Origin of the sequence: Streptomyces sp. NPDC088732 (genome assembly GCF_044751205.1) — a bacterium.
In the GTDB taxonomy this organism is placed as follows: domain Bacteria; phylum Actinomycetota; class Actinomycetes; order Streptomycetales; family Streptomycetaceae; genus Actinacidiphila.
In genome coordinates this window covers 38,806-56,483 of sequence record NZ_JBIVLI010000007.1, presented here as the reverse complement: position 1 = coordinate 56,483, position 17,678 = coordinate 38,806, and the positions used below count along the sequence as shown (strand labels likewise).

17 protein-coding genes and 1 riboswitch are annotated in these 17,678 nt (G+C 71.4%); of the genes, 11 read left to right on the top strand and 6 right to left on the bottom strand.

What is annotated here, in order from left to right:
- Positions 1–19: 19 nt before the first annotated feature.
- Together ACIP9H_RS14350 and ACIP9H_RS14345 are read left to right on the top strand one after the other, a co-directional pair.
- The gene (locus ACIP9H_RS14350) at positions 20–784 is read left to right on the top strand and encodes a lysophospholipid acyltransferase family protein (protein ID WP_401959228.1); all 765 of its coding nucleotides are present in this window, start codon (positions 20–22) and stop codon (positions 782–784) included.
- On the top strand, positions 741–2,441 hold the full coding sequence (locus tag ACIP9H_RS14345; protein ID WP_401580167.1) for an FAD-binding oxidoreductase: 1,701 nt from the start codon (positions 741–743) through the stop codon (positions 2,439–2,441). The genes ACIP9H_RS14350 and ACIP9H_RS14345 overlap by 44 nt, the downstream gene beginning before the upstream one ends.
- A 173-nt stretch (positions 2,442–2,614) precedes the next feature.
- On the opposite strand, the gene ACIP9H_RS14340 is transcribed toward ACIP9H_RS14345, so the two are convergent.
- Positions 2,615–3,658, bottom strand: a complete 1,044-nt coding sequence (locus tag ACIP9H_RS14340; RefSeq protein WP_401580165.1) for a LacI family DNA-binding transcriptional regulator — start codon at positions 3,656–3,658, stop codon at positions 2,615–2,617.
- Between the two features lie 467 nt (positions 3,659–4,125).
- Between ACIP9H_RS14340 and ACIP9H_RS14335 the strand changes: the two genes are divergently transcribed.
- The 7 genes from ACIP9H_RS14335 to ACIP9H_RS14305 all read left to right on the top strand — a co-directional run bounded on the left by ACIP9H_RS14335 (position 4,126) and on the right by ACIP9H_RS14305 (position 10,282).
- Complete coding sequence (locus tag ACIP9H_RS14335) at positions 4,126–5,451, top strand: ABC transporter substrate-binding protein (RefSeq protein WP_401580163.1); 1,326 nt, start codon at positions 4,126–4,128, stop codon at positions 5,449–5,451.
- Positions 5,452–5,735: 284 nt separating this feature from the next.
- Positions 5,736–6,728 carry a carbohydrate ABC transporter permease gene (locus ACIP9H_RS14330; protein WP_401580161.1) on the top strand — a complete coding sequence of 331 codons (993 nt, stop codon included), beginning with the start codon at positions 5,736–5,738 and terminating at the stop codon, positions 6,726–6,728.
- 14 nt (positions 6,729–6,742) lie between these two features.
- Entirely contained in the window at positions 6,743–7,663 is a 921-nt protein-coding gene (locus tag ACIP9H_RS14325) for a carbohydrate ABC transporter permease (RefSeq protein WP_401580159.1), read from the top strand.
- A gap of 184 nt (positions 7,664–7,847) precedes the next feature.
- Positions 7,848–9,299 carry a GH1 family beta-glucosidase gene (locus ACIP9H_RS14320; RefSeq protein ID WP_401580157.1) on the top strand — a complete coding sequence of 484 codons (1,452 nt, stop codon included), beginning with the start codon at positions 7,848–7,850 and terminating at the stop codon, positions 9,297–9,299.
- Between the two features lie 131 nt (positions 9,300–9,430).
- On the top strand, positions 9,431–9,688 hold the full coding sequence (locus tag ACIP9H_RS14315; protein WP_401580155.1) for a type II toxin-antitoxin system Phd/YefM family antitoxin: 258 nt from the start codon (positions 9,431–9,433) through the stop codon (positions 9,686–9,688).
- Positions 9,685–9,945, top strand: a complete 261-nt coding sequence (locus ACIP9H_RS14310; RefSeq protein ID WP_401580153.1) for a Txe/YoeB family addiction module toxin — start codon at positions 9,685–9,687, stop codon at positions 9,943–9,945. The genes ACIP9H_RS14315 and ACIP9H_RS14310 overlap by 4 nt, the downstream gene beginning before the upstream one ends.
- 28 nt (positions 9,946–9,973) lie before the next feature.
- Complete coding sequence (locus ACIP9H_RS14305) at positions 9,974–10,282, top strand: hypothetical protein (protein WP_401959224.1); 309 nt, start codon at positions 9,974–9,976, stop codon at positions 10,280–10,282.
- A gap of 76 nt (positions 10,283–10,358) precedes the next feature.
- Here ACIP9H_RS14305 and ACIP9H_RS14300 read toward each other — a convergent pair whose 3' ends face one another.
- The 4 genes from ACIP9H_RS14300 to gcvT form a co-directional block, all read right to left on the bottom strand.
- Complete coding sequence (locus tag ACIP9H_RS14300) at positions 10,359–11,741, bottom strand: L-serine ammonia-lyase (RefSeq protein WP_360909674.1); 1,383 nt, start codon at positions 11,739–11,741, stop codon at positions 10,359–10,361.
- 154 nt (positions 11,742–11,895) lie between these two features.
- On the bottom strand, positions 11,896–13,167 hold the full coding sequence (gene glyA, locus ACIP9H_RS14295) for a serine hydroxymethyltransferase (RefSeq protein WP_401959223.1): 1,272 nt from the start codon (positions 13,165–13,167) through the stop codon (positions 11,896–11,898).
- A 64-nt stretch (positions 13,168–13,231) separates the two neighbouring features.
- On the bottom strand, positions 13,232–13,612 hold the full coding sequence (gene gcvH / locus ACIP9H_RS14290; RefSeq protein ID WP_401959222.1) for a glycine cleavage system protein GcvH: 381 nt from the start codon (positions 13,610–13,612) through the stop codon (positions 13,232–13,234).
- Between the two features lie 86 nt (positions 13,613–13,698).
- The gene (gene gcvT, locus ACIP9H_RS14285) at positions 13,699–14,811 is read right to left on the bottom strand and encodes a glycine cleavage system aminomethyltransferase GcvT (protein ID WP_401580147.1); all 1,113 of its coding nucleotides are present in this window, start codon (positions 14,809–14,811) and stop codon (positions 13,699–13,701) included.
- 183 nt (positions 14,812–14,994) lie between these two features.
- A riboswitch (glycine riboswitch) is annotated at positions 14,995–15,097 on the bottom strand.
- A 172-nt stretch (positions 15,098–15,269) separates the two neighbouring features.
- Between gcvT and ACIP9H_RS14280 the strand changes: the two genes are divergently transcribed.
- The gene (locus tag ACIP9H_RS14280) at positions 15,270–15,959 is read left to right on the top strand and encodes an AAA family ATPase (RefSeq protein WP_401580145.1); all 690 of its coding nucleotides are present in this window, start codon (positions 15,270–15,272) and stop codon (positions 15,957–15,959) included.
- 56 nt (positions 15,960–16,015) lie between these two features.
- On the opposite strand, the gene ACIP9H_RS14275 is transcribed toward ACIP9H_RS14280, so the two are convergent.
- Entirely contained in the window at positions 16,016–16,696 is a 681-nt protein-coding gene (locus tag ACIP9H_RS14275; protein ID WP_401959221.1) for a hypothetical protein, read from the bottom strand.
- Between the two features lie 205 nt (positions 16,697–16,901).
- Between ACIP9H_RS14275 and ACIP9H_RS14270 the strand changes: the two genes are divergently transcribed.
- Positions 16,902–17,672, top strand: a complete 771-nt coding sequence (locus tag ACIP9H_RS14270) for an enhanced serine sensitivity protein SseB (RefSeq protein ID WP_401581090.1) — start codon at positions 16,902–16,904, stop codon at positions 17,670–17,672.
- Positions 17,673–17,678: the final 6 nt, after the last annotated feature.

Genomic DNA, 17,678 nt, shown 5'->3' with positions numbered 1-17,678 from the left:
CCGCACCGGAAGGAAGCGGATGGCCGCGACGATGCGCGACCGTTTCACCTCACGCTCCCACGCCGCCGCGCGGTTCGTCGCGCAGCGCGGGCTGCTGAAGCCCGTCGTCTGGAGCGTGACCACCGTCACGGTGCTCGGGCGCGAGCGGCTGGCGGCCGTCGAGGACACGTACGTCGTCGTCGCCAACCACACCTCGCACCTCGACACGCCCCTCATCATGGGCGCGCTGCCCCGCCGGCTGGCGCGCTACCTCGCGGTCGGGGCCGCCGCCGACTACTTCTTCGACGTGTGGCGGCGGCGGGGCCTGACCGCCCTGTTCTTCAACGCCTTCCCGGTCGACCGCAGCGGGACCAACGCCCGCAAGGTGAGCGCCAGATCACTGCTGAACCGGGGAGTGCCGCTGCTGATCTTCCCCGAGGGCACCCGCTCGCGCGACGGATCGCTCGGGGCGTTCAAGCCCGGGGCGGCGGCGCTCGCCTCGTCGGCCGCGGTGCCGGTGCTCCCCGTCGCGGTCATCGGCGCGCACGCGGCGCACCCCCGCGGATCGAACTGGCCCCAGCCGGGCCGCCTGCCGGTCGGGGTGGTCTTCGGCGAACCGCTCACCGCCCGTCCCGGCGAGCCGGTGGGCGAGTTCAGCGAACGCATCCGCTCGGCGGTCGCCGCCCTGGCCGAGGAGCACACCGACCGGATCCTCGGCCCGCACACACCACCGCACGCCGTCACATCTGAAGGAGACCCCCGTGACCGAACCCGCCCGCCGCACCGAGGCACCGCGCACCGATGAGGTGACACACATGAAGTGGTGGGGCTGGGGCGTGGAAGGCGTCGGCTTCCACCACGAGGACAAGCCCGCCTTCGCCCCGTTCGTCCACCGGGCCGTCGGGCTCGACCTCCGGGCGGCCGCGCGCACCGAGCGGCCCGACTTCTCGCAGGTCGAGGTGCCCGCCTCGACGGCGCCGGAGGAGTTCGTCGCGGCGCTGCGCGGCATCGTCGGACCCGGGAACGCCGTCGTGGACGACCTGGCCCGGGTCGTCCACACGTACGGCAAGAGCCTGCGCGACCTGGTCCGCCTGCGCGCCGGAAAGATCGCGCGCTGTCCCGATGTGGTCGTCTACCCGGCCGACGAGGCGCAGGTGCGGGGCGTCGTCGACGCCGCCGTCGCGGCGGACGCCGTGATCATCCCCTTCGGGGGCGGCAGCAACATCGCGGGCAGCCTGGAGCCGCACCCGGACGAGCCGCGGGTGGTCGTCTCGCTCGACCTCGGCCGCCTGCGCCGGGTGCTGGAGATCGACACGGACTCCGGCCTGGCACGCATCCAGGCCGGGACGCTCGGACCCGACCTGGAGGAGCAACTCAACCGGCACGGCTGGACGATGGGCCACTTCCCCGACTCGTTCACCCACTCCTCGCTCGGCGGGTGGGTCGCCACGCGCTCGTCCGGCATGCAGTCGGACAAGTACGGCGACATCGCAGACATCGTGAAGGGGCTGCGGGTCGTGCGGCCCGGCGGGGTCCTGGTGATCCGCGCCGTTCCGAGCGCGTCGACCGGGCCGAGCGTGCGGGAGATGGTGGTGGGCTCGGAAGGGCGGCTCGGCGTCATCACCGAGATCACGGTGCAGGTGCACCGGATCCCCGAGCGGCGCGCCATCCACGCGTACTTCTTCAAGGACTTCGACCACGGCCTCGCCGCCATGCGGGAGATCGCCGAGAGCGACGTCCCGCCCTCGGTCACCCGGGTCTCGGACGCACACGAGACGGGCTTCTCCCTGGCGACGGGCAAGGAGTCCAAGGGCGTCAAGAAGGCGGCCCAGGCCGCGCTGACGGCGTACCTCAAGAGACGCGGCTGGAAGCTCGACGAGATGTGCCTGTCCTTCATCGGCTTCGAGGGCGGCGAGGCGCACGTGAAACTCCAGAAGTCGCACATCGACCGGATCGTGCGCAAGCACCAGGGCATCGGCGTCGGCAAGGGACCCGGCGCGCTCTACGACCGGAAGAAGTTCGACACGCCGTACATCCGCGACTTCCTGCTCGACCGCGGCGCCGCCGGCGACGTGAGCGAGACCGCCGGTCCCTGGTCGAGGCTGCGTGACATCCATGCGGCGGTCTACGCGGCGGCCGACCGCGCGTACGAGGAGATCGGCCGCAGGGGATGGACGATGTCGCACCTGTCGCACTCGTACCACTCCGGTGCCTGCCTGTACTTCACCTTCGCCTTCGTCTTCGGCGACGACCCGCTCGGCGAGTACGACACGGTCAAGCGCGCGATCCAGCAGGCGTTCGCCGACGCCGGCGGCACGGTCTCGCACCACCACGGGGTGGGCCTGGAGCACGCGCCGTGGCTGGCGGAGGACATCTCGGCGCAGGGTGTCGCGGTCATGGCGGGGCTCTTCGAGGCCGCCGACCCGGGCGGCAACTTCAACCCGCGCAAGATCGTGGTCTGAGCGTGGCGGTGCGTCGCCGCCGGGTTCCGCACGCGCCGCCCCGAGGGCACGCGGGGCCCCGGCCGGTGCCGCGCGCGGGTGCGGGTCCGCCTGGTGGCCGCGCCGGCGACGCCGTGACCGCGACTCCGCGGCCGGCGCGTTCCGGCGCGCCCGGGCTCACCGCCCGGGAGCGCTCACGCGGACTGCCGCACCACCAGCCGCGTGGGCAGGACGACTTCCTGCCGGCCCGTGCCGAACTGGGCGATCTCGTCGAGGAGCAGTTTCGCCATCCGGTGGCCCATCTCCTCGATCGGCTGGCGGACGCTGGTCAGCGGGGGATCGGTGTGCCGGGCCACGATCGAGTCGTCGAAGCCGATGACGGCGACGTCGTCGGGTATCCGGCGTCCTGCCGCGCGCAGTTCGAGGATGGCGCCCGACGCCGTCACGTCGGAGGCGGCGAAGACGGCGTCCAGTCCGGGGCGCCGCCGCAGCAGTTCGCGCATGGCGGCCCGCCCGCCGTCCTCGGTGAAGTCACCGGCCGCGACGAGCCCTTCGTCGGCCACGACACCGGCGGCGTGCAGGGCGTTGCGGTAGCCGTCGAGGCGCCCCCGGGCGACGTCCATGTCCAGCGGGCCCGTGATGGTGGCGATGGTGCGCCGGCCCCCGTCGAGCAGGTGCCGGACCGCGGCCCGCGCGCCGCCCTCGTTGTCGGCGCGGACGTGCCCGAGGGGCTCCTCGGCGCCGCGGCGCCCCGCCAGCACCGTCGGGATGGCGCGCTCGGCCAGCAGGTCGGGGAGCGTGTCGTCGCGGTGGACCGCCACCATCAGCACGCCGTCCACGCGCTGTTCGGTCAGGTACGTGGCGAGCCGGGCCCGCTCGCTCTCGTCGCGCACGAGCACCAGCAGCAACTGCATGTCGGAGTCGGCGAGGCCGGAACTGACGCCCCGGATGATGGCCGAGAAGTACGGCTCGGAGAAGAGCCGGGTCTCGGACTCGGGGACGACCAGGGCGATGGAGTCGGTACGGCTGGTGACCAGCGAACGGGCCGCGCGGTTGGGGACGTAGCCGAGTTCGGCGATGGCCTTCTCGACGGCGGCGCGGGCCTGCGGGCTGACCTTGGGCGAGCCGTTGATCACCCGGGAGACCGTGCCGCGGCCCACACCGGCGCGAGCGGCCACCGCGTTCAGCGTGGGGCGTCTGGCTCGGGTGACCTCTGGTGGCTGTGCGGCAGGACTCATGATTCACCTTCCGGCGTACTGCGCGGGCTGCTTCATTGTGACCCCGGAGACCGGGAGGGCGGTCCTCGGGTGGCCCACCGGCCGCACTCCCGCGGCCTCTCAACCGTGACCTGCGAGGATTGTGCACCACGCTTCCGCGGCGCGACACATCCATGTGACGCGACGGACACGCTTGCGCAACGACGTCGTTTTCAACTCTTGACATCTGGCCCGTCACGAACGAGTCTTCCGGCATGCCGCATGGGAGCGGTCCCACGGTTCGCCGGGGGCGTCTCGCGCGGCGCCGAAGAACCGCAGGCCTTTCCCTCCGATCGTGCATCGAATGCCGTATGACCAGTGCTTTTTCGCCGTGCGTGGCGCTCTTGCACTGGCCGGCGCTCGACCCGCGAGGGACTGGTCAGGACCGTCGACCGCTGACGGCCCGAATCCTGAGGTCCGTTCCCCCACTGGAACAAGGAGTAGTGGAAATGCGCATAACTGGCACCGGCGGCGGTCGCGGCCGCAAAGTGGCGGTCCTGACCACGTCGGTCCTGGCGGCCTCGGCTCTGCTGCTCACGGGATGCAGCAGCAGTGACGACGGCGACTCGGACGCGTCCGCCTCCGGCGGCGGCATCACTCTCACCGTGGCCGACTTCGGACAGTTCGGCTACAAGGAAGCCGACCTGTTCGCCAAGTACCACCAGCTCCACCCGAACATCACGGTGAAGGAAGAAGTCACTGCGAACGAGCAGGACTACTACCCGAAGCTTCTTCAGCAGCTGAACACGGGGAGCGGTCTCGGGGACGTCACCGGCATCGAGGTCGGCCGCATCAAGGAGGTCGTCGACACCCAGGCCGACAAGTTCGCAGACCTGAGCAAGTCGATCAACGTGAGCGACTGGGTGTCCTGGAAGGAGAAGCAGGCCACCACGAAGGACGGCGCGGTCATCGGCGCGGGCACGGACATCGGCCCGATGTCGCTGTGCTACCGCAAGGACCTCTTCCAGCAGGCGGGCCTGCCGACCGACCGGGCGGAGGTCGCCAAGGCGGTCGCCGGCGGCTGGGAGGACTACCTCAAGCTCGGTGAGAAGTACAAGGCGAAGGCCCCCGCCGGGACCTTCTTCATGGACTCCGCGAGCGCCATGTACAACGCGGTTGTCAGCTCGGACGCCAAGCAGTACTACGACGCCGACGGCAACCCGATCTACAAGGACAGCCCGGCCGTGCAGCAGGGCTGGAACCTGGCCGCCGAGGCCGCGCAGAAGAAGCTGAGCCAGGGCCTGCCGCAGTTCACCGACGCCTGGACGGCGGCGCTGCGCAAGGGCTCCGTGGCCACCGTGGCCTGCCCGGCGTGGATGGCCAACCAGATCTCCAACAACTCCGGTGACGCCTACAAGGGCAAGTGGGACATCTCCCGCGCGCCCGGCACCACCGCGGCCAACTGGGGCGGTTCCTTCCTGGCCGTTCCCAAGGGCGGCAAGCACGTCAAGGAGGCCACCGACCTGGTCAAGTGGCTGACGGCCCCCGAGCAGCAGGCCGCCGTGTTCAAGGCGGCCGGCATCTTCCCGTCGAACCAGGGCGCCTACGAGCTCCCCGACGTGAAGAACGCCACGCTCGCGTACTTCAGCGACGCCCCCATCGGCCAGATCTACGCCGAGGAGGCCAAGTCCATCCCCGAGGCCGTGCTCGGCCCGAAGGACGGCGTGATCAAGGACACGATCTCCACGCAGATCAACAACATGGAGCAGCGGGGCACCAAGCCCGACGACGCGTGGAAGGCCGCGACCGACACGATCGACAAGGCCATCGGCTGACGCACTCCGGTGCGGGCGGCTCTGGCTGCCGCCCGCACCGGCCCGGGTGCCCGGGCCGCGCGGCGGGTCAGGGCCCGCCGCGGGGGCGGGGCACCCGGGCCCGTGAGGGCGAGGGCGTCGCGGCGCCCGCCGCGCGGTCCCGGTACGGTGCCGTGCCGTGCCGGCCGTGCCGCGCCCGGAACCGTACCGACCCGCTTCGGGGGATGAGGGGACCGGCGCCCGGCCCAAGGACGCGACTTCGGTCCCGAACGTACCCGGCCGAACCCCAGAGAAGGACCTCCTCCGTGGCAACAACGACCCCCACCCCGGACGCCGTCAGCCCGCCGCCCAGCGGCTCCGGCACCGCGTCGAAGAGCAGGCAGGCGTGGCGCAGCCGGCTGTGGCGCTTCGACGACAAGGCCTCCCCCTACGCGTACATCGCGCCCTTCTTCCTCATCTTCGGCGCCTTCGGCCTCTACCCGCTGCTCTACACCGGGTGGATCGCCCTGCACCGGGTGGAGATGACGAGCCTGGACCAGTCCCAGTGGGTGGGCTTCGACAACTTCACCAAGATCCTCCAGGACTCCGAGTTCTGGACGGCCGTCGGCAACACCTTCGTGATCGGCGTCATCTCCACCGTCCCCCAGCTGCTCGTCGCGCTGGGCCTCGCGCACCTGCTCAACTACAAGCTGCGCGCCAGCACCGTGTGGCGGACCGTCATCCTCACCCCGTACGCGACCTCGGTCGCGACCGCGGCCCTGGTGTTCGCCCTGGTCTTCCGGGCCGACGGCGGTCTGCTCAACTGGGTGCTGCACTTCGTCGGGTTCCACAACATCGACTGGGGCAACGGGGAGTGGACGTCCAAGATCGCCATCTCGGTGATCGTGATCTGGCGCTGGACGGGCTACAACACGCTGATCTACCTGGCGGCCATGCAGGCCGTGCCGGCCGACCTGTTCGAGGCGGCGGCGATCGACGGGGCGTCGCGGTGGCAGCAGTTCCGCAAGGTGACCATTCCCTCGCTGCGGCCGACGATCCTGTTCACGATCGTCATCTCCACCATCGGCTCGATGCAGCTCTTCGGTGAGCCGCTGCTGTTGCAGGGCGGAACCCTCGGATCCATCGGCGGCAGCGAGCACCAGTACGAGACCCTCAGCATCTATCTCTTCAATTACGGCTGGAAGCTGGGGCACTTGGGCCCGGCCGCGGCCGTGGCCTGGGCGATGCTCGTCCTGCTGCTGCTCATTGCCCTGATCAACTGGATCGTCGGCCGGCTCGTGCGCAAGAGCGCGGCCTGACGGGAGCGACTTCGATGACCACGACCAGTCCCACCAGCACCGCACCCGACCTCCGTGCGGCAGGTCTGCCCAAGCCCCAGGGCCGGGGCCGGGGCCGCCTCAAGCTCGGCGCCGGCCAGCAACTCAAGGCCGGCCCGCTGACCTACACCGCTCTCGTCGTCGTCGGCCTGGGTTCGATCTTCCCCCTGTACTGGACCCTGGTCGCCGCCTCGCACGACCAGCAGCGCGTCCTGGACACGCCGCCGCCGCTCGTGCCGGGCGGCCGCCTGTGGAGCAACCTCCAGGCGGCCTGGGAGCAGGCGAACCTGGGCAAGGCGATCGTCAACAGCATCGTGGTGTCCGGCTGCATCACGCTCGCCACGCTGTTCTTCTGCACCCTGGCCGGATACGCCTTCGCCAAGATGCGGTTCCGCGGGCGCGGCGCCCTGATGACGGCCGTCATCGCCACGCTCACCATTCCGCCGCAGCTCAGCGTCGTCCCGCTGTTCATGATGATGTCGGACATCGGCTGGGGCGGAAAGCTGGAGTCGGTGATCTTCCCGACCCTCGTCGGCGCCTTCGGTGTCTTCTTCATGCGCCAGTACCTCATCGAGGCACTGCCCTACGAACTGATCGAAGCCGCCAAGGTGGACGGCGCGAACAACCTCCGGATCGTCTGGAGCGTGGTCCTGCCGGTGGCACGCCCCGCGATGATGGTGCTGGGCATGCTCACGTTCGTCCAGGCGTGGAACGACTTCTTCTGGCCCTTCCTCGCGTTGAACCAGCAGAACCCCACGATCCAGGTGGCCCTCGGCCAGCTCAGCGCCTCCTACACCCCGGACCAGAGCATCGTCATGGCCGGCGCCCTGATCAGCACCCTGCCGCTGCTCCTGGTGTTCGTGATCTTCGGCAAGCAGATCGTCGGAGGCATCATGGCGGGCGCCGTGAAGGGCTGACACCGACCGCACCGGGCCGGAGGCCGCGGCAGCCCAGGTGCCGCCGCGTCCACCGTGCCCCGCGGCCCGCCCCGAGGGCGGGCCGCACCCGGCGGGCGCCCACGCCCACTTCCCCGCCGCACTTCCCGCGAGCCGGACCCCGCTGTCCAGGCCGTTCACCCGATACTTTGGGAGCGTTCTCACGATGACCGCCGTACGACCCGAGGCGAGCCCCCGGCCGGCCTCGGCCTCTTCCTTCCCGCAGGGCTTCATCTGGGGAGCCGCCACCGCCTCGTACCAGGTCGAGGGAGCCGCAGCCGAGGACGGCCGGACCCCCTCCATCTGGGACACCTTCAGCCACACCCGCGGAAAGGTCAGAAACGGCGACACGGGGGACATCGCCGCCGACCACTACCACCGCTACCGCGACGACGTCGCGCTCATGAAGGACCTCGGACTCCAGGCGTACCGCTTCTCCGTCTCCTGGTCCCGCGTGCAGCCCACCGGCCGCGGGCCCGCGGTCGAGCGCGGCCTGGACTTCTACCGCCGGCTCACCGACGAGCTGCTGGAGGCCGGCATCACCCCGGTCGCCACCCTGTACCACTGGGACCTGCCCCAGGAGCTGGAGGACGCGGGCGGCTGGCCGCACCGCGACACCGCCCACCGCTTCGCCGAGTACGCCGACATCATGGCCCGCGCCCTCGGCGACCGGGTCGGCGTCTGGACCACCCTCAACGAGCCGTGGTGCTCGGCGTTCCTCGGTTACGGCTCCGGCGTGCACGCGCCGGGCCGCACCGACGCGGCCGCCACCCTGCGCGCCGCCCACCACCTCAACCTGGGCCACGGCCTGGCGATCGGCGCCCTGCGGGCCGCGCTGCCGGTGTCCGCGCAGACCTCCATCACGCTCAACCTGCACCAGGTGCGCCCGCTCACCGACAGCGCGGGCGACGTCGAGGCCGCGCGCCGTATCGACGCCGTCGGGAACCGGGTCTTCACCGGCCCGATCCTGGACGGCGCCTACCCCGAGGACCTGCGCCAGGACACCCGGCACCTGGTCGACTGGGACGCCCTGGTGCACGACGGCGACCTGGCGGAGATCTCCCGCCCGATCGACGTTCTCGGCGTCAACTACTACTCCCCGACGGTCGTCTCGCTGCCCGCCGACGGCGCCGGCACCACGAAGAACGACGGGCACGGCGCCAGCGACCACTCGCCGTGGAGCGGCTCCGAGCACATCGCCTTCCACCTCGCCAACGACAACCTCACGGCGATGAACTGGGCCATCGACCCCAGCGGACTGCGCACCCTGCTGACCGACCTGGCGGCCTCGCACCCCGAACTCCCCCTGATGGTCACGGAGAACGGCGCCGCCTTCGACGACTACGTCTCGCCCGAGGGCGTGGTCAACGACCCGCAGCGGATCAGCTACCTCCACGCCCACCTGGACGCGGTGCGCGAGGCCATCGCCCAGGGCGCGGACGTGCGCGGCTACTTCCTGTGGTCCCTGCTGGACAACTTCGAGTGGTCCTACGGGTACTCCAAGCGCTTCGGCACGATCTACGTCGACTACGCGACCCAGCGCCGCATCCCGAAGGCGAGCGCGCACTGGTACGCGAACGTGATCCGGGAGAACGCGCTCCCCGCCGGCGAGGAGTAAGCGCCGACCTGTCGCGGGTCCGAAGGGCGCCGGGGGTGCCGCCGTGTGGGGCGGCGGCACCCTCGGCGCCCGTTCCGTTGCCCGCTCGCACCGCAGGACGTACAATTTTTTGTACCTATAGGAGGCCGACTGTGAAGACCATGTCGTACTCGGAATCGCGGGCGAAGTACGCGGAAGTGCTCAACGCGGTGACCGACGACCGCGAAGAGATAGTGATCACGCGCGCCGGGCACGAGCCGGTTGTCATCGTCTCCCTCGAGGACTACGAGTCCTTGAAGGAGATGGCGTATCTCCTGCGCAGCCCCGCGAACGCACGCCGCCTCCTGGCTTCCATCGAGGAGTTGGAGAACGGTGGCGGCACGGTGCGGGAGCTGACGGACCCGGAGTGAAGATCACCTTCTCCTCCCGTGCCTGGGAGGACTACCTCTGGTGGCAGGTCCAGGACCGCAGGATTCTGAAGCGGATCAACACGCTCATCGCAGATGTGGCACGCAACGGCAATGAGGGAATCGGCAAACCCGAACCCCTCAAGCACGGCTTCCCTGGCTATTGGTCGCGCCGCATCAATGACGAGCACCGACTGATCTACAAAGTCACGGACGACTCGATTCTGGTCGCGCAGTGCCGATACCACTACGAGAGCTGACGACTGCGTTTCCGGGAGACGGATACTGATGTCCGCCATGGTGGGATTCAGCGACGGAAGCGACTGGTCGGTCGGCCGGCGCGGCTGGAACAGCCTGCTGGACCGGACCCGAGAGCAGCTTCGCGCGCAGGGGCTCGACAGCCTGCAGTGGGAAATCTTCGACTACGGCGTGGATTTCGAGGCGCACCCGGAGCACATTCGCCGTCCCCTGGCGCGGGCACTCCTCGCCGCGGCTCGCGGGCTGCAGATCGAGCTCGGTGCCCAGGAGGGCTGGGACGCCGGCAACGGCCCCTACTTCGGCAGCCTGGTGGAACTGCTCGAGCGCGAAGCGGCCTGACGGCACCGTACATGGGACGGCGGAGCCCCCCGCGAGGTTCTCGCGGGGGGCTCCGGGCCAGGTATGACCCCGCGGGCTAGCACTCGATGACGTTCACCGCGAGACCGCCCCGCGCGGTCTCCTTGTACTTGACCTTCATGTCCGCCCCGGTCTCCTTCATGGTCTTGATGACCTTGTCGAGGGAGACGTGGTGCCGCCCGTCCCCGCGCATCGCCATCCGCGCGGCCGTGACGGCCTTGACCGCGGCCATGCCGTTGCGCTCGATGCAGGGGATCTGGACGAGGCCGCCGACGGGGTCGCAGGTGAGGCCGAGGTTGTGCTCCATGCCGATCTCGGCGGCGTTCTCGACCTTCTCCGGGCCGCCGCCGAGGACCTCGGCGAGCCCGCCCGCGGCCATCGAGCAGGCCGAGCCGACCTCGCCCTGGCAGCCGACCTCGGCGCCGGAGATCGAGGCGTTCTCCTTGAACAGCATGCCGATCGCGCCCGCCGCGAGGAGGAAGCGGACGACGCCGTCCTCCTTCTCCGCCTCCGTCGACGCCTGGGCCACGAAGTTCACGTAGTAGTGGAGGACGGCCGGGATGATGCCGGCGGCGCCGTTGGTGGGCGCGGTGACGACGCGGCCGCCCGCCGCGTTCTCCTCGTTGACGGCCATGGCGTACAGCGTCACCCACTCCATGGCGTGGGCGGCCGTGTTGCCCTCCGCGCGCAGCTGCCGGGCGGTGGCCGAGGCGCGGCGGCGGACCTTGAGGCCGCCGGGGAGGATGCCCTCGCGGGTCATGCCCGCGGCGACGCACTCCTTCATGACGCCCCAGATCTCCAGCAGCCCGGCCCGGATCTCCGCCTCGGAGCGCCAGGCCTTCTCGTTCTCCAGCATCAGGCCGGAGATGGACAGACCGGTCTCCTGGGTGAGGCGCAGCAGCTCGTCGCCGGTGCGGAAGGGGTACTTCAGCACGGTGTCGTCGAGCTTGATGCGGTCCTCGCCCACCGCGTCCTCGTCGACGACGAAGCCGCCGCCCACCGAGTAGTAGGTCTTCTCCAGCACGGGCGCACCGGACTCGTCGTAGGCGAAGAGCGTCATGCCGTTGGCGTGGTACGGCAGGGAACGGCGCCGGTGCAGGACGAGGTCGTTGTCGGCGGAGAAGGGGATGTCGTGGGCGCCGAGCAGGTTGATGCGGCCGCTGCTGCGGATGAGCTCGACACGCTCGTCGGCGGTCTCCACGTCGACGGTGCGGGGGGACTCGCCCTCGAGGCCGAGCAGGACCGCCTTGGGGGTGCCGTGGCCGTGCCCGGTGGCGCCGAGGGACCCGAAGAGCTCGGCGCGCACGGAGGCGACACCGACGAGCAGTCCGTCGTTCTTCAGGCGCTGGGCGAACATCCGGGCGGCCCGCATCGGGCCCACGGTGTGCGAGCTGGAGGGGCCTATGCCGATCGAGAAGAGGTCGAAGACGGAGATGGCCACGGTGAAGGACTCCTCGGGTTCACGGACCCCGTTGTCCGTGGGTGGCCGGCGGGATCGCCGCCGGGTGGTGCGGATGGCGTGCACGGGTGTGGCGCGCAAGGTCCAGTGTGCGGGACCGCCCGCCCGGGCGGTCCCGCACACGGGGTGACGGCCGTTACTTCAGGCCGGGGTACAGCGGGTGCTTCCCGGCGAGCGCGGCGACCCGGGCGCCGAGCGCCTTGGCGGTCTCCGCGTCGAATCCGGGCTTGAGGGCCTCGGCGATGACGTCGGCGACCTCGCGGAAGTCGTCGGTGCCGAAGCCGCGGGTGGCCAGCGCGGGCGTGCCGATGCGCAGACCGGAGGTGACCATCGGCGGGCGCGGGTCGTTCGGGACGGCGTTGCGGTTGACCGTGATGCCGATCTCGTGGAGCCGGTCCTCGGCCTGCTGCCCGTCCAGCTCGCTGTCGCGCAGGTCGACCAGGACCAGGTGCACGTCCGTGCCGCCGGACAGGACCGAGACGCCGGCCTCGGCGACGTCGGACCGCGTCAGCCGCTCGGCGAGGAGCTTCGCGCCCTCCAGGGTACGGACCTGGCGGTCCTTGAAGTCCTCGCTCGCCGCGACCTTGAAGGCCACCGCCTTCGCCGCGATGACGTGCTCCAGCGGGCCGCCCTGCTGGCCCGGGAAGACCGCCGAGTTGATCTTCTTGGCGAGTTCGGCCGTGCTCAGGATGACGCCGCCGCGCGGGCCGCCCAGGGTCTTGTGCGTGGTCGTGGTGACGACGTGCGCGTGCGGCACGGGGGAGGGGTGGAGCCCCGCCGCGACCAGGCCGGCGAAGTGCGCCATGTCGACCATGAGGTAGGCGCCGGCCTCGTCGGCGATCCGCCGGAAGGCCGCGAAGTCCAGCTGGCGCGGGTACGCGGACCAGCCGGCGATGATCAGCTTCGGCCGGGACTCCTTGGCCAGCCGCTCGACCTCGGCCATGTCGACCTGGCCGGTCTCGGCGTCCACGTGGTAGGCGACCACGTTGTAGAGCTTGCCGGAGAAGTTGATCTTCATGCCGTGGGTCAGGTGCCCGCCGTGGGCGAGGTTCAGGCCCAGGATCGTGTCGCCGGGGTTCAGCAGCGCGAACATCGCGGCCGCGTTGGCCTGCGCGCCCGAGTGCGGCTGGACGTTGGCGTGCTCGGCGCCGAACAGCGCCTTGACCCGGTCGATGGCGAGCTGCTCGACGACGTCGACGTGCTCGCAGCCGCCGTAGTAGCGGCGGCCGGGGTAGCCCTCGGCGTACTTGTTGGTGAGCACCGAGCCCTGGGCCTGGAGCACCGCGACCGGAGCGAAGTTCTCCGAGGCGATCATCTCCAGGGTGGACTGCTGGCGGTGCAGTTCGGCGTCGACGGCGGCGGCGACGTCGGGGTCGAGCTCGTGCAGGGAGCTGTTGAGAAGCGACATCTGGGGGGTCATCCGTCCGGAGGTCGGGGTGGGCAGGTCGGGGCGGCGGGGCGCCGCGGCGGCGTCAGCTGCCGGTGAAGGCGGTGTACTCGTCCGCCGAGAGCAGGTCGGCGGGCTCCTCGGACACCTTCACCTTGAACAGCCAGCCGCCCTCGAAGGAGGCCGAGTTCACCAGGGAGGGGTCGTTGACGACGTCCTCGTTGACCTCGGTGACCTCACCGGAGACGGGGGAGTACAGGTCGCTGACCGACTTGGTGGACTCCAGCTCGCCGCAGGTCTCGCCCGCGGACACCGAGTCGCCGACCGCCGGGAGCTGGACGTAGACGACGTCGCCGAGGGCGTTCGCCGCGTGCTCGGTGATGCCCACCGAGGACACGCCGTCCGCGTCCGCGGCCGACAGCCACTCGTGCTCCTTGCTGTAACGCAGCTGCTGGGGGTTGATCATGACGTGATTCTCCTGGATGACGGGATGTGCTGGTGAACGGCTGTCTTGACAGGTGGGACGGCTGTGCCCGGGGTACGGACGGGGCCTCAGCGCTGCCGCTTGTAGAACGGCAGGGCCACCACCTCGTACGGCTCATGCGTACCGCGGATGTCCACGCCCACACCGGAGGTGCCCGGCGCGGCGTGCGCGGCGTCCACGTAGGCCATGGCGATCGGCTTGCCCAGGGTCGGGGACGGGGCGCCCGAGGTGACCTCGCCGATCACGGCACCGCCGGCCACCACCGGGTAGCCCGCGCGCGGGACCCGGCGGCCCTCGGCGACCAGGCCCACCAGCGTGCGCGGCGGTTCGGCCGCGGCGCGCTCCGCGGCGGCGGCCAGCGCCTGCCGGCCCACGAAGTCACCGGGCTTGTCGAACTTCACGACCCGGCCGAGGCCGGCGTCGAACGGCGTGAGGGCGGTGGTCAGTTCGTTCCCGTACAGCGGCATGCCCGCCTCCAGGCGCAGCGTGTCCCGGCAGGACAGGCCGCACGGCACCAGGCCGGCGTCCGCCCCCGCGTCGGTGAGCGCCTGCCACAGCTTCTCGGCGTCGGCCGGGTCGACGAACAGCTCGAAGCCGTCCTCGCCGGTGTACCCCGTCCGGGCGATCAGCGCCGGGACGCCGGCGACCGTGCCGGGCAGTCCGGCGTAGTACTTCAGCCCGTCGAGGTCCGCGTCGGTCAGCGACTTCAGGATGCCGGGGGACTGCGGCCCCTGGACGGCGATCAGCGCGTACGCGTCGCGGTCGTCGCGCACGGCCGCGTCGAAGCCGGCCGCCCGCTCGGTCACGGCGTCCAGGACCACCTGCGCGTTGGAGGCGTTGGCGACGACCATGTACTCCTGGTCGCCGAGGCGGTAGACGATCAGGTCGTCCAGGATGCCGCCGTCGGGGGCGCAGATCATCGTGTAGCGCGCGCGGCCGACCGCCAGCGCGGAGATGTGGCCGACCAGCGCGAAGTCCAGCGCCTCGCCCGCGGCGGGGCCGGTGACCGTGATCTCGCCCATGTGGGAGAGGTCGAACAGACCGGCCCTGGTCCGTACGGCGGTGTGCTCGTCGCGCTCGCTGGCGTACCGCAGCGGCATGTCCCAGCCCGCGAAGTCGGTCATGGTGGCACCGAGGGACCGGTGCAGGGCGTCCAGCGCGGTACGGCGGGGTTCACTCATCGGGCGGGCTCCCAAGGACATGGAAAACAGGTCGGACGATGACAGGAAGGGGGCTTGCCCTCCCCATCTGTCATCGGAACCTGAGAGGTTCACCTGGACCCTCCGCGCGGAGGAGCCCCGGTTTGCACCTTGGGTGGGGCGGCCGCCCCCGACCGGGAGGGCTCGCCCGCTTTTCAGATGTGCCTCGGACGCGCGGTATCTGTGCCTGAGAGATTCAAGGGAGGACTTGCTCCTTCGGCGCCCCGCCCGCCACGGCGGGAGCGGGGAACTCTCCCGCGCGGCCTCGAACGGCCGATATGTGATTGAGGCCGCCATCATTGCACGGCCGCTCCGCCTTGTCGCGGTCGTGTCCCCGATGTCCCGGTCGGGTCCCGATCGTGTCGTCACCGCGTCGCTTCCCTGGGTAGGTGCATACCGAGGATTTACCATTTCTTGAAAGTCTCACCGGGAGGGCGACTGTGCGGTGGCAGAGTGCGTACGCGACGGCCGGGGCACCGGCCGCTTCCCCTCCGGCGGCCCTGCGGCCGGCGGTCCCTCCCCGCGGCGCGGTCCGCGCCGCACGCTCGGTGCGCCCGCGCAGGCTGGTCGACCTGCGCGCGGGGCGCACCCGGGTGCGGCGGCTGCGCTACCCCGCCGGCGACGTGCTGATCGTCTCGGGGCTCCCCGGCGGCGGCAAGAGCACGCTGATGCGCCGCGTGTCCGGTGACACCGTGCTGATCGACTCCCAGGACGTCCGTGAACGCTGGCAGGCCCGCATGCCGCGGCTGCTGCCGTACGCCGTCTACCGCCCCCTGGTGCGGCTGGCGCACTACCTGGGGCTGTGGCGGGCGCTGCGCTCCGGGGCCGGTGTCGCCCTGCACGACTGCGGCACCCTGCCGTGGGTGCGCGCCTGGGTCGGACGGGAGGCCCGGCGCCGCGGCCGGGGGATGCACCTGGTGCTGCTCGACGTGCCCGTGGAGGCCGCCCGTGACGGGCAGCGGGAGCGGGGGCGGGGGGTGTCGGCGTACGCCATGGCCCGGCACCAGCGGGCCTCGCGGCTGCTGCTGCGCGCGGCCGAGGAGGGCCGGCTGCCGGCCGCGTGCACCTCGGCGGTGCTGCTGGACCGCGAAGCGGCCCGGCAGCTCGAGGCCATCGACTTCGACGGCTGAGCGGCCGGGCCGCCACGGTGCTGCGGTGACCGGGCGCCACCTGCCTTGCCGGCGGACTACTGGACCGGCGCGGCGGCCTCGGGCGCCACGGGCACGCCCGGGTCCTGCGCCGACTCGTCCTCCAGCGGCAGCGGGACGGGAAGGGGAAGCGGAAGGAGGCCGGTCAGCAGCTTCGGCACGGACAGCAGCAGCGCCTGCAGGTCGGCGACGACGGTGGCCACACCGGCGGTCACCGCCGCGAGGTTCTTGTCCACGACGGCCTTCACCAGCGTGGCGACGTCGTCCACCAGCTTCTTGAGCTGGGCCTGGATGTCGGACACGGCGTCGGCCGCGCGCTCGCTGCCGTCGGCGGGGTCGGCCGGAAGCTGTGCGGCCGGGTCGGCGGGGACGGAGGAGTCCTCGGCCGACGGGTCCGCCGAGGCGACCGCCTGGTCGACGACCGTGGACAGCTGCCGGGTCGCCTCCTCCAGGCCCTGGCGGAGCTCGTCGAGCTTCGCGGAGTCGGGACCCTGGGCCTGGGCCTCCTGCGTGAGCTTCGCGCCGATCGACAGCGTGTCACCCAGCTTGGCGATGAGGTCGGCACGGCCGGAATCCGCCGCGTCGGCGGCAGGCGCCAGGTGAACGGCCGTGATCCGGACCGGGGCGTGGGCACTCGCGACACCGCCGGTGAGGCCCATCGTCAGCGAGCCGCAGACGGCGGCGGCTATGAGGGCGGAGGTGGTCCTGGTGATGCGCATATTGAGGAATCTCCCAAGTGAGGGTTTTGTCCTTGCCTGCCCCACCTTGTGAGAAGTCGTGACCCCTCGCAACCGGACGGTCGCCCGGTGTGACGGTTCCGGGCCCGGAGGGGTCCGCGGCGCCCGCCTGCGGATAGGGTTTTGGCAGAGGGCACCACGACCGGTTATTGCGAGGCGAGACGCAGTGAACATCCCTGGGCAGCGGATACCCGACGGATTCGCCCCGGCGTTCGCCGGCGAGCAGGCCGCCGGTACCTGGCCCGCCAATGAACTCGAGGAAGTCCTCTCCGCCGCCCTCGGCGATCCCGGTGCGACCGCCCGGGTCCTGGAGGTGCTCGGCCGCTCGGAGTTGTGGATCCCGCTGCCGGCCGGCGGCAGCCAGGCCAGCGCCGATCTGGACCTGCCCACCATCGAACTCGGCGGCGGCGCCTTCGTCCCGGTGTTCAGTTCCGAGCAGCAGTTCCTGCACGCCGCGCGGGGCATGGACTTCGCCGTCGCCCCGGCCCGCGAGTTCGCGCGCGGACTGCCGCCGCAGGTCGGCATCGCGGTCAACCCCGGTGGCGCGGTGGGGATTCCGCTGCCGCCCCCCGCCGTCATGGAACTGTGCCGCACGGCCCGCGAGCCCGGCACGCCGACCGGCGCCCGGGTGCGGCTGTGGGAGCCCTCGCCGGACGAGGAGCCGGTGGAGTTCCTGGCCGCCGCCGCGGGCGAGTTCGCCGTCACCCCGGTCGTGCTCAGCGCGCGCCGCGCCCTGGCCAGCGTCGAGGGGGACCCGGCCGTGCTCTTCATCGGCGTCGAACTCGACCGCTGGCAGGAGGAGGACCGGGCCGCGGCGATGACCGCGCTCGGCACGGCGCTCGGCGCCGTCCCGGTGCCGTGGCCGGTCAATCTCGTACTGCTCGACGTCGCACAGGACCCCGTGGGGGACTGGATGGTCGAACGCGTGCGACCCTTCTTTGTCGGTGCCGGCGCATAACCTGGG

Excerpts from the sequence above, each read along its gene's own strand:
- ACIP9H_RS14335 (WP_401580163.1), top strand. The coding sequence starts at position 4,126 with ATGCGCATAACTGGCACCGGCGGCGGTCGCGGCCGCAAAGTGGCGGTC.
- ACIP9H_RS14305 (WP_401959224.1), top strand. The coding sequence starts at position 9,974 with ATGTCCGCCATGGTGGGATTCAGCGACGGAAGCGACTGGTCGGTCGGC.
- ACIP9H_RS14350 (WP_401959228.1), top strand. The coding sequence starts at position 20 with ATGGCCGCGACGATGCGCGACCGTTTCACCTCACGCTCCCACGCCGCC.
- gcvH (WP_401959222.1), bottom strand. The coding sequence starts at position 13,612 with ATGATCAACCCCCAGCAGCTGCGTTACAGCAAGGAGCACGAGTGGCTG.
- ACIP9H_RS14325 (WP_401580159.1), top strand. The coding sequence starts at position 6,743 with ATGACCACGACCAGTCCCACCAGCACCGCACCCGACCTCCGTGCGGCA.
- ACIP9H_RS14340 (WP_401580165.1), bottom strand. The coding sequence starts at position 3,658 with ATGAGTCCTGCCGCACAGCCACCAGAGGTCACCCGAGCCAGACGCCCC.
- gcvT (WP_401580147.1), bottom strand. The coding sequence starts at position 14,811 with ATGAGTGAACCCCGCCGTACCGCGCTGGACGCCCTGCACCGGTCCCTC.
- glyA (WP_401959223.1), bottom strand. The coding sequence starts at position 13,167 with ATGTCGCTTCTCAACAGCTCCCTGCACGAGCTCGACCCCGACGTCGCC.
- ACIP9H_RS14275 (WP_401959221.1), bottom strand. The coding sequence starts at position 16,696 with ATGCGCATCACCAGGACCACCTCCGCCCTCATAGCCGCCGCCGTCTGC.
- ACIP9H_RS14320 (WP_401580157.1), top strand. The coding sequence starts at position 7,848 with ATGACCGCCGTACGACCCGAGGCGAGCCCCCGGCCGGCCTCGGCCTCT.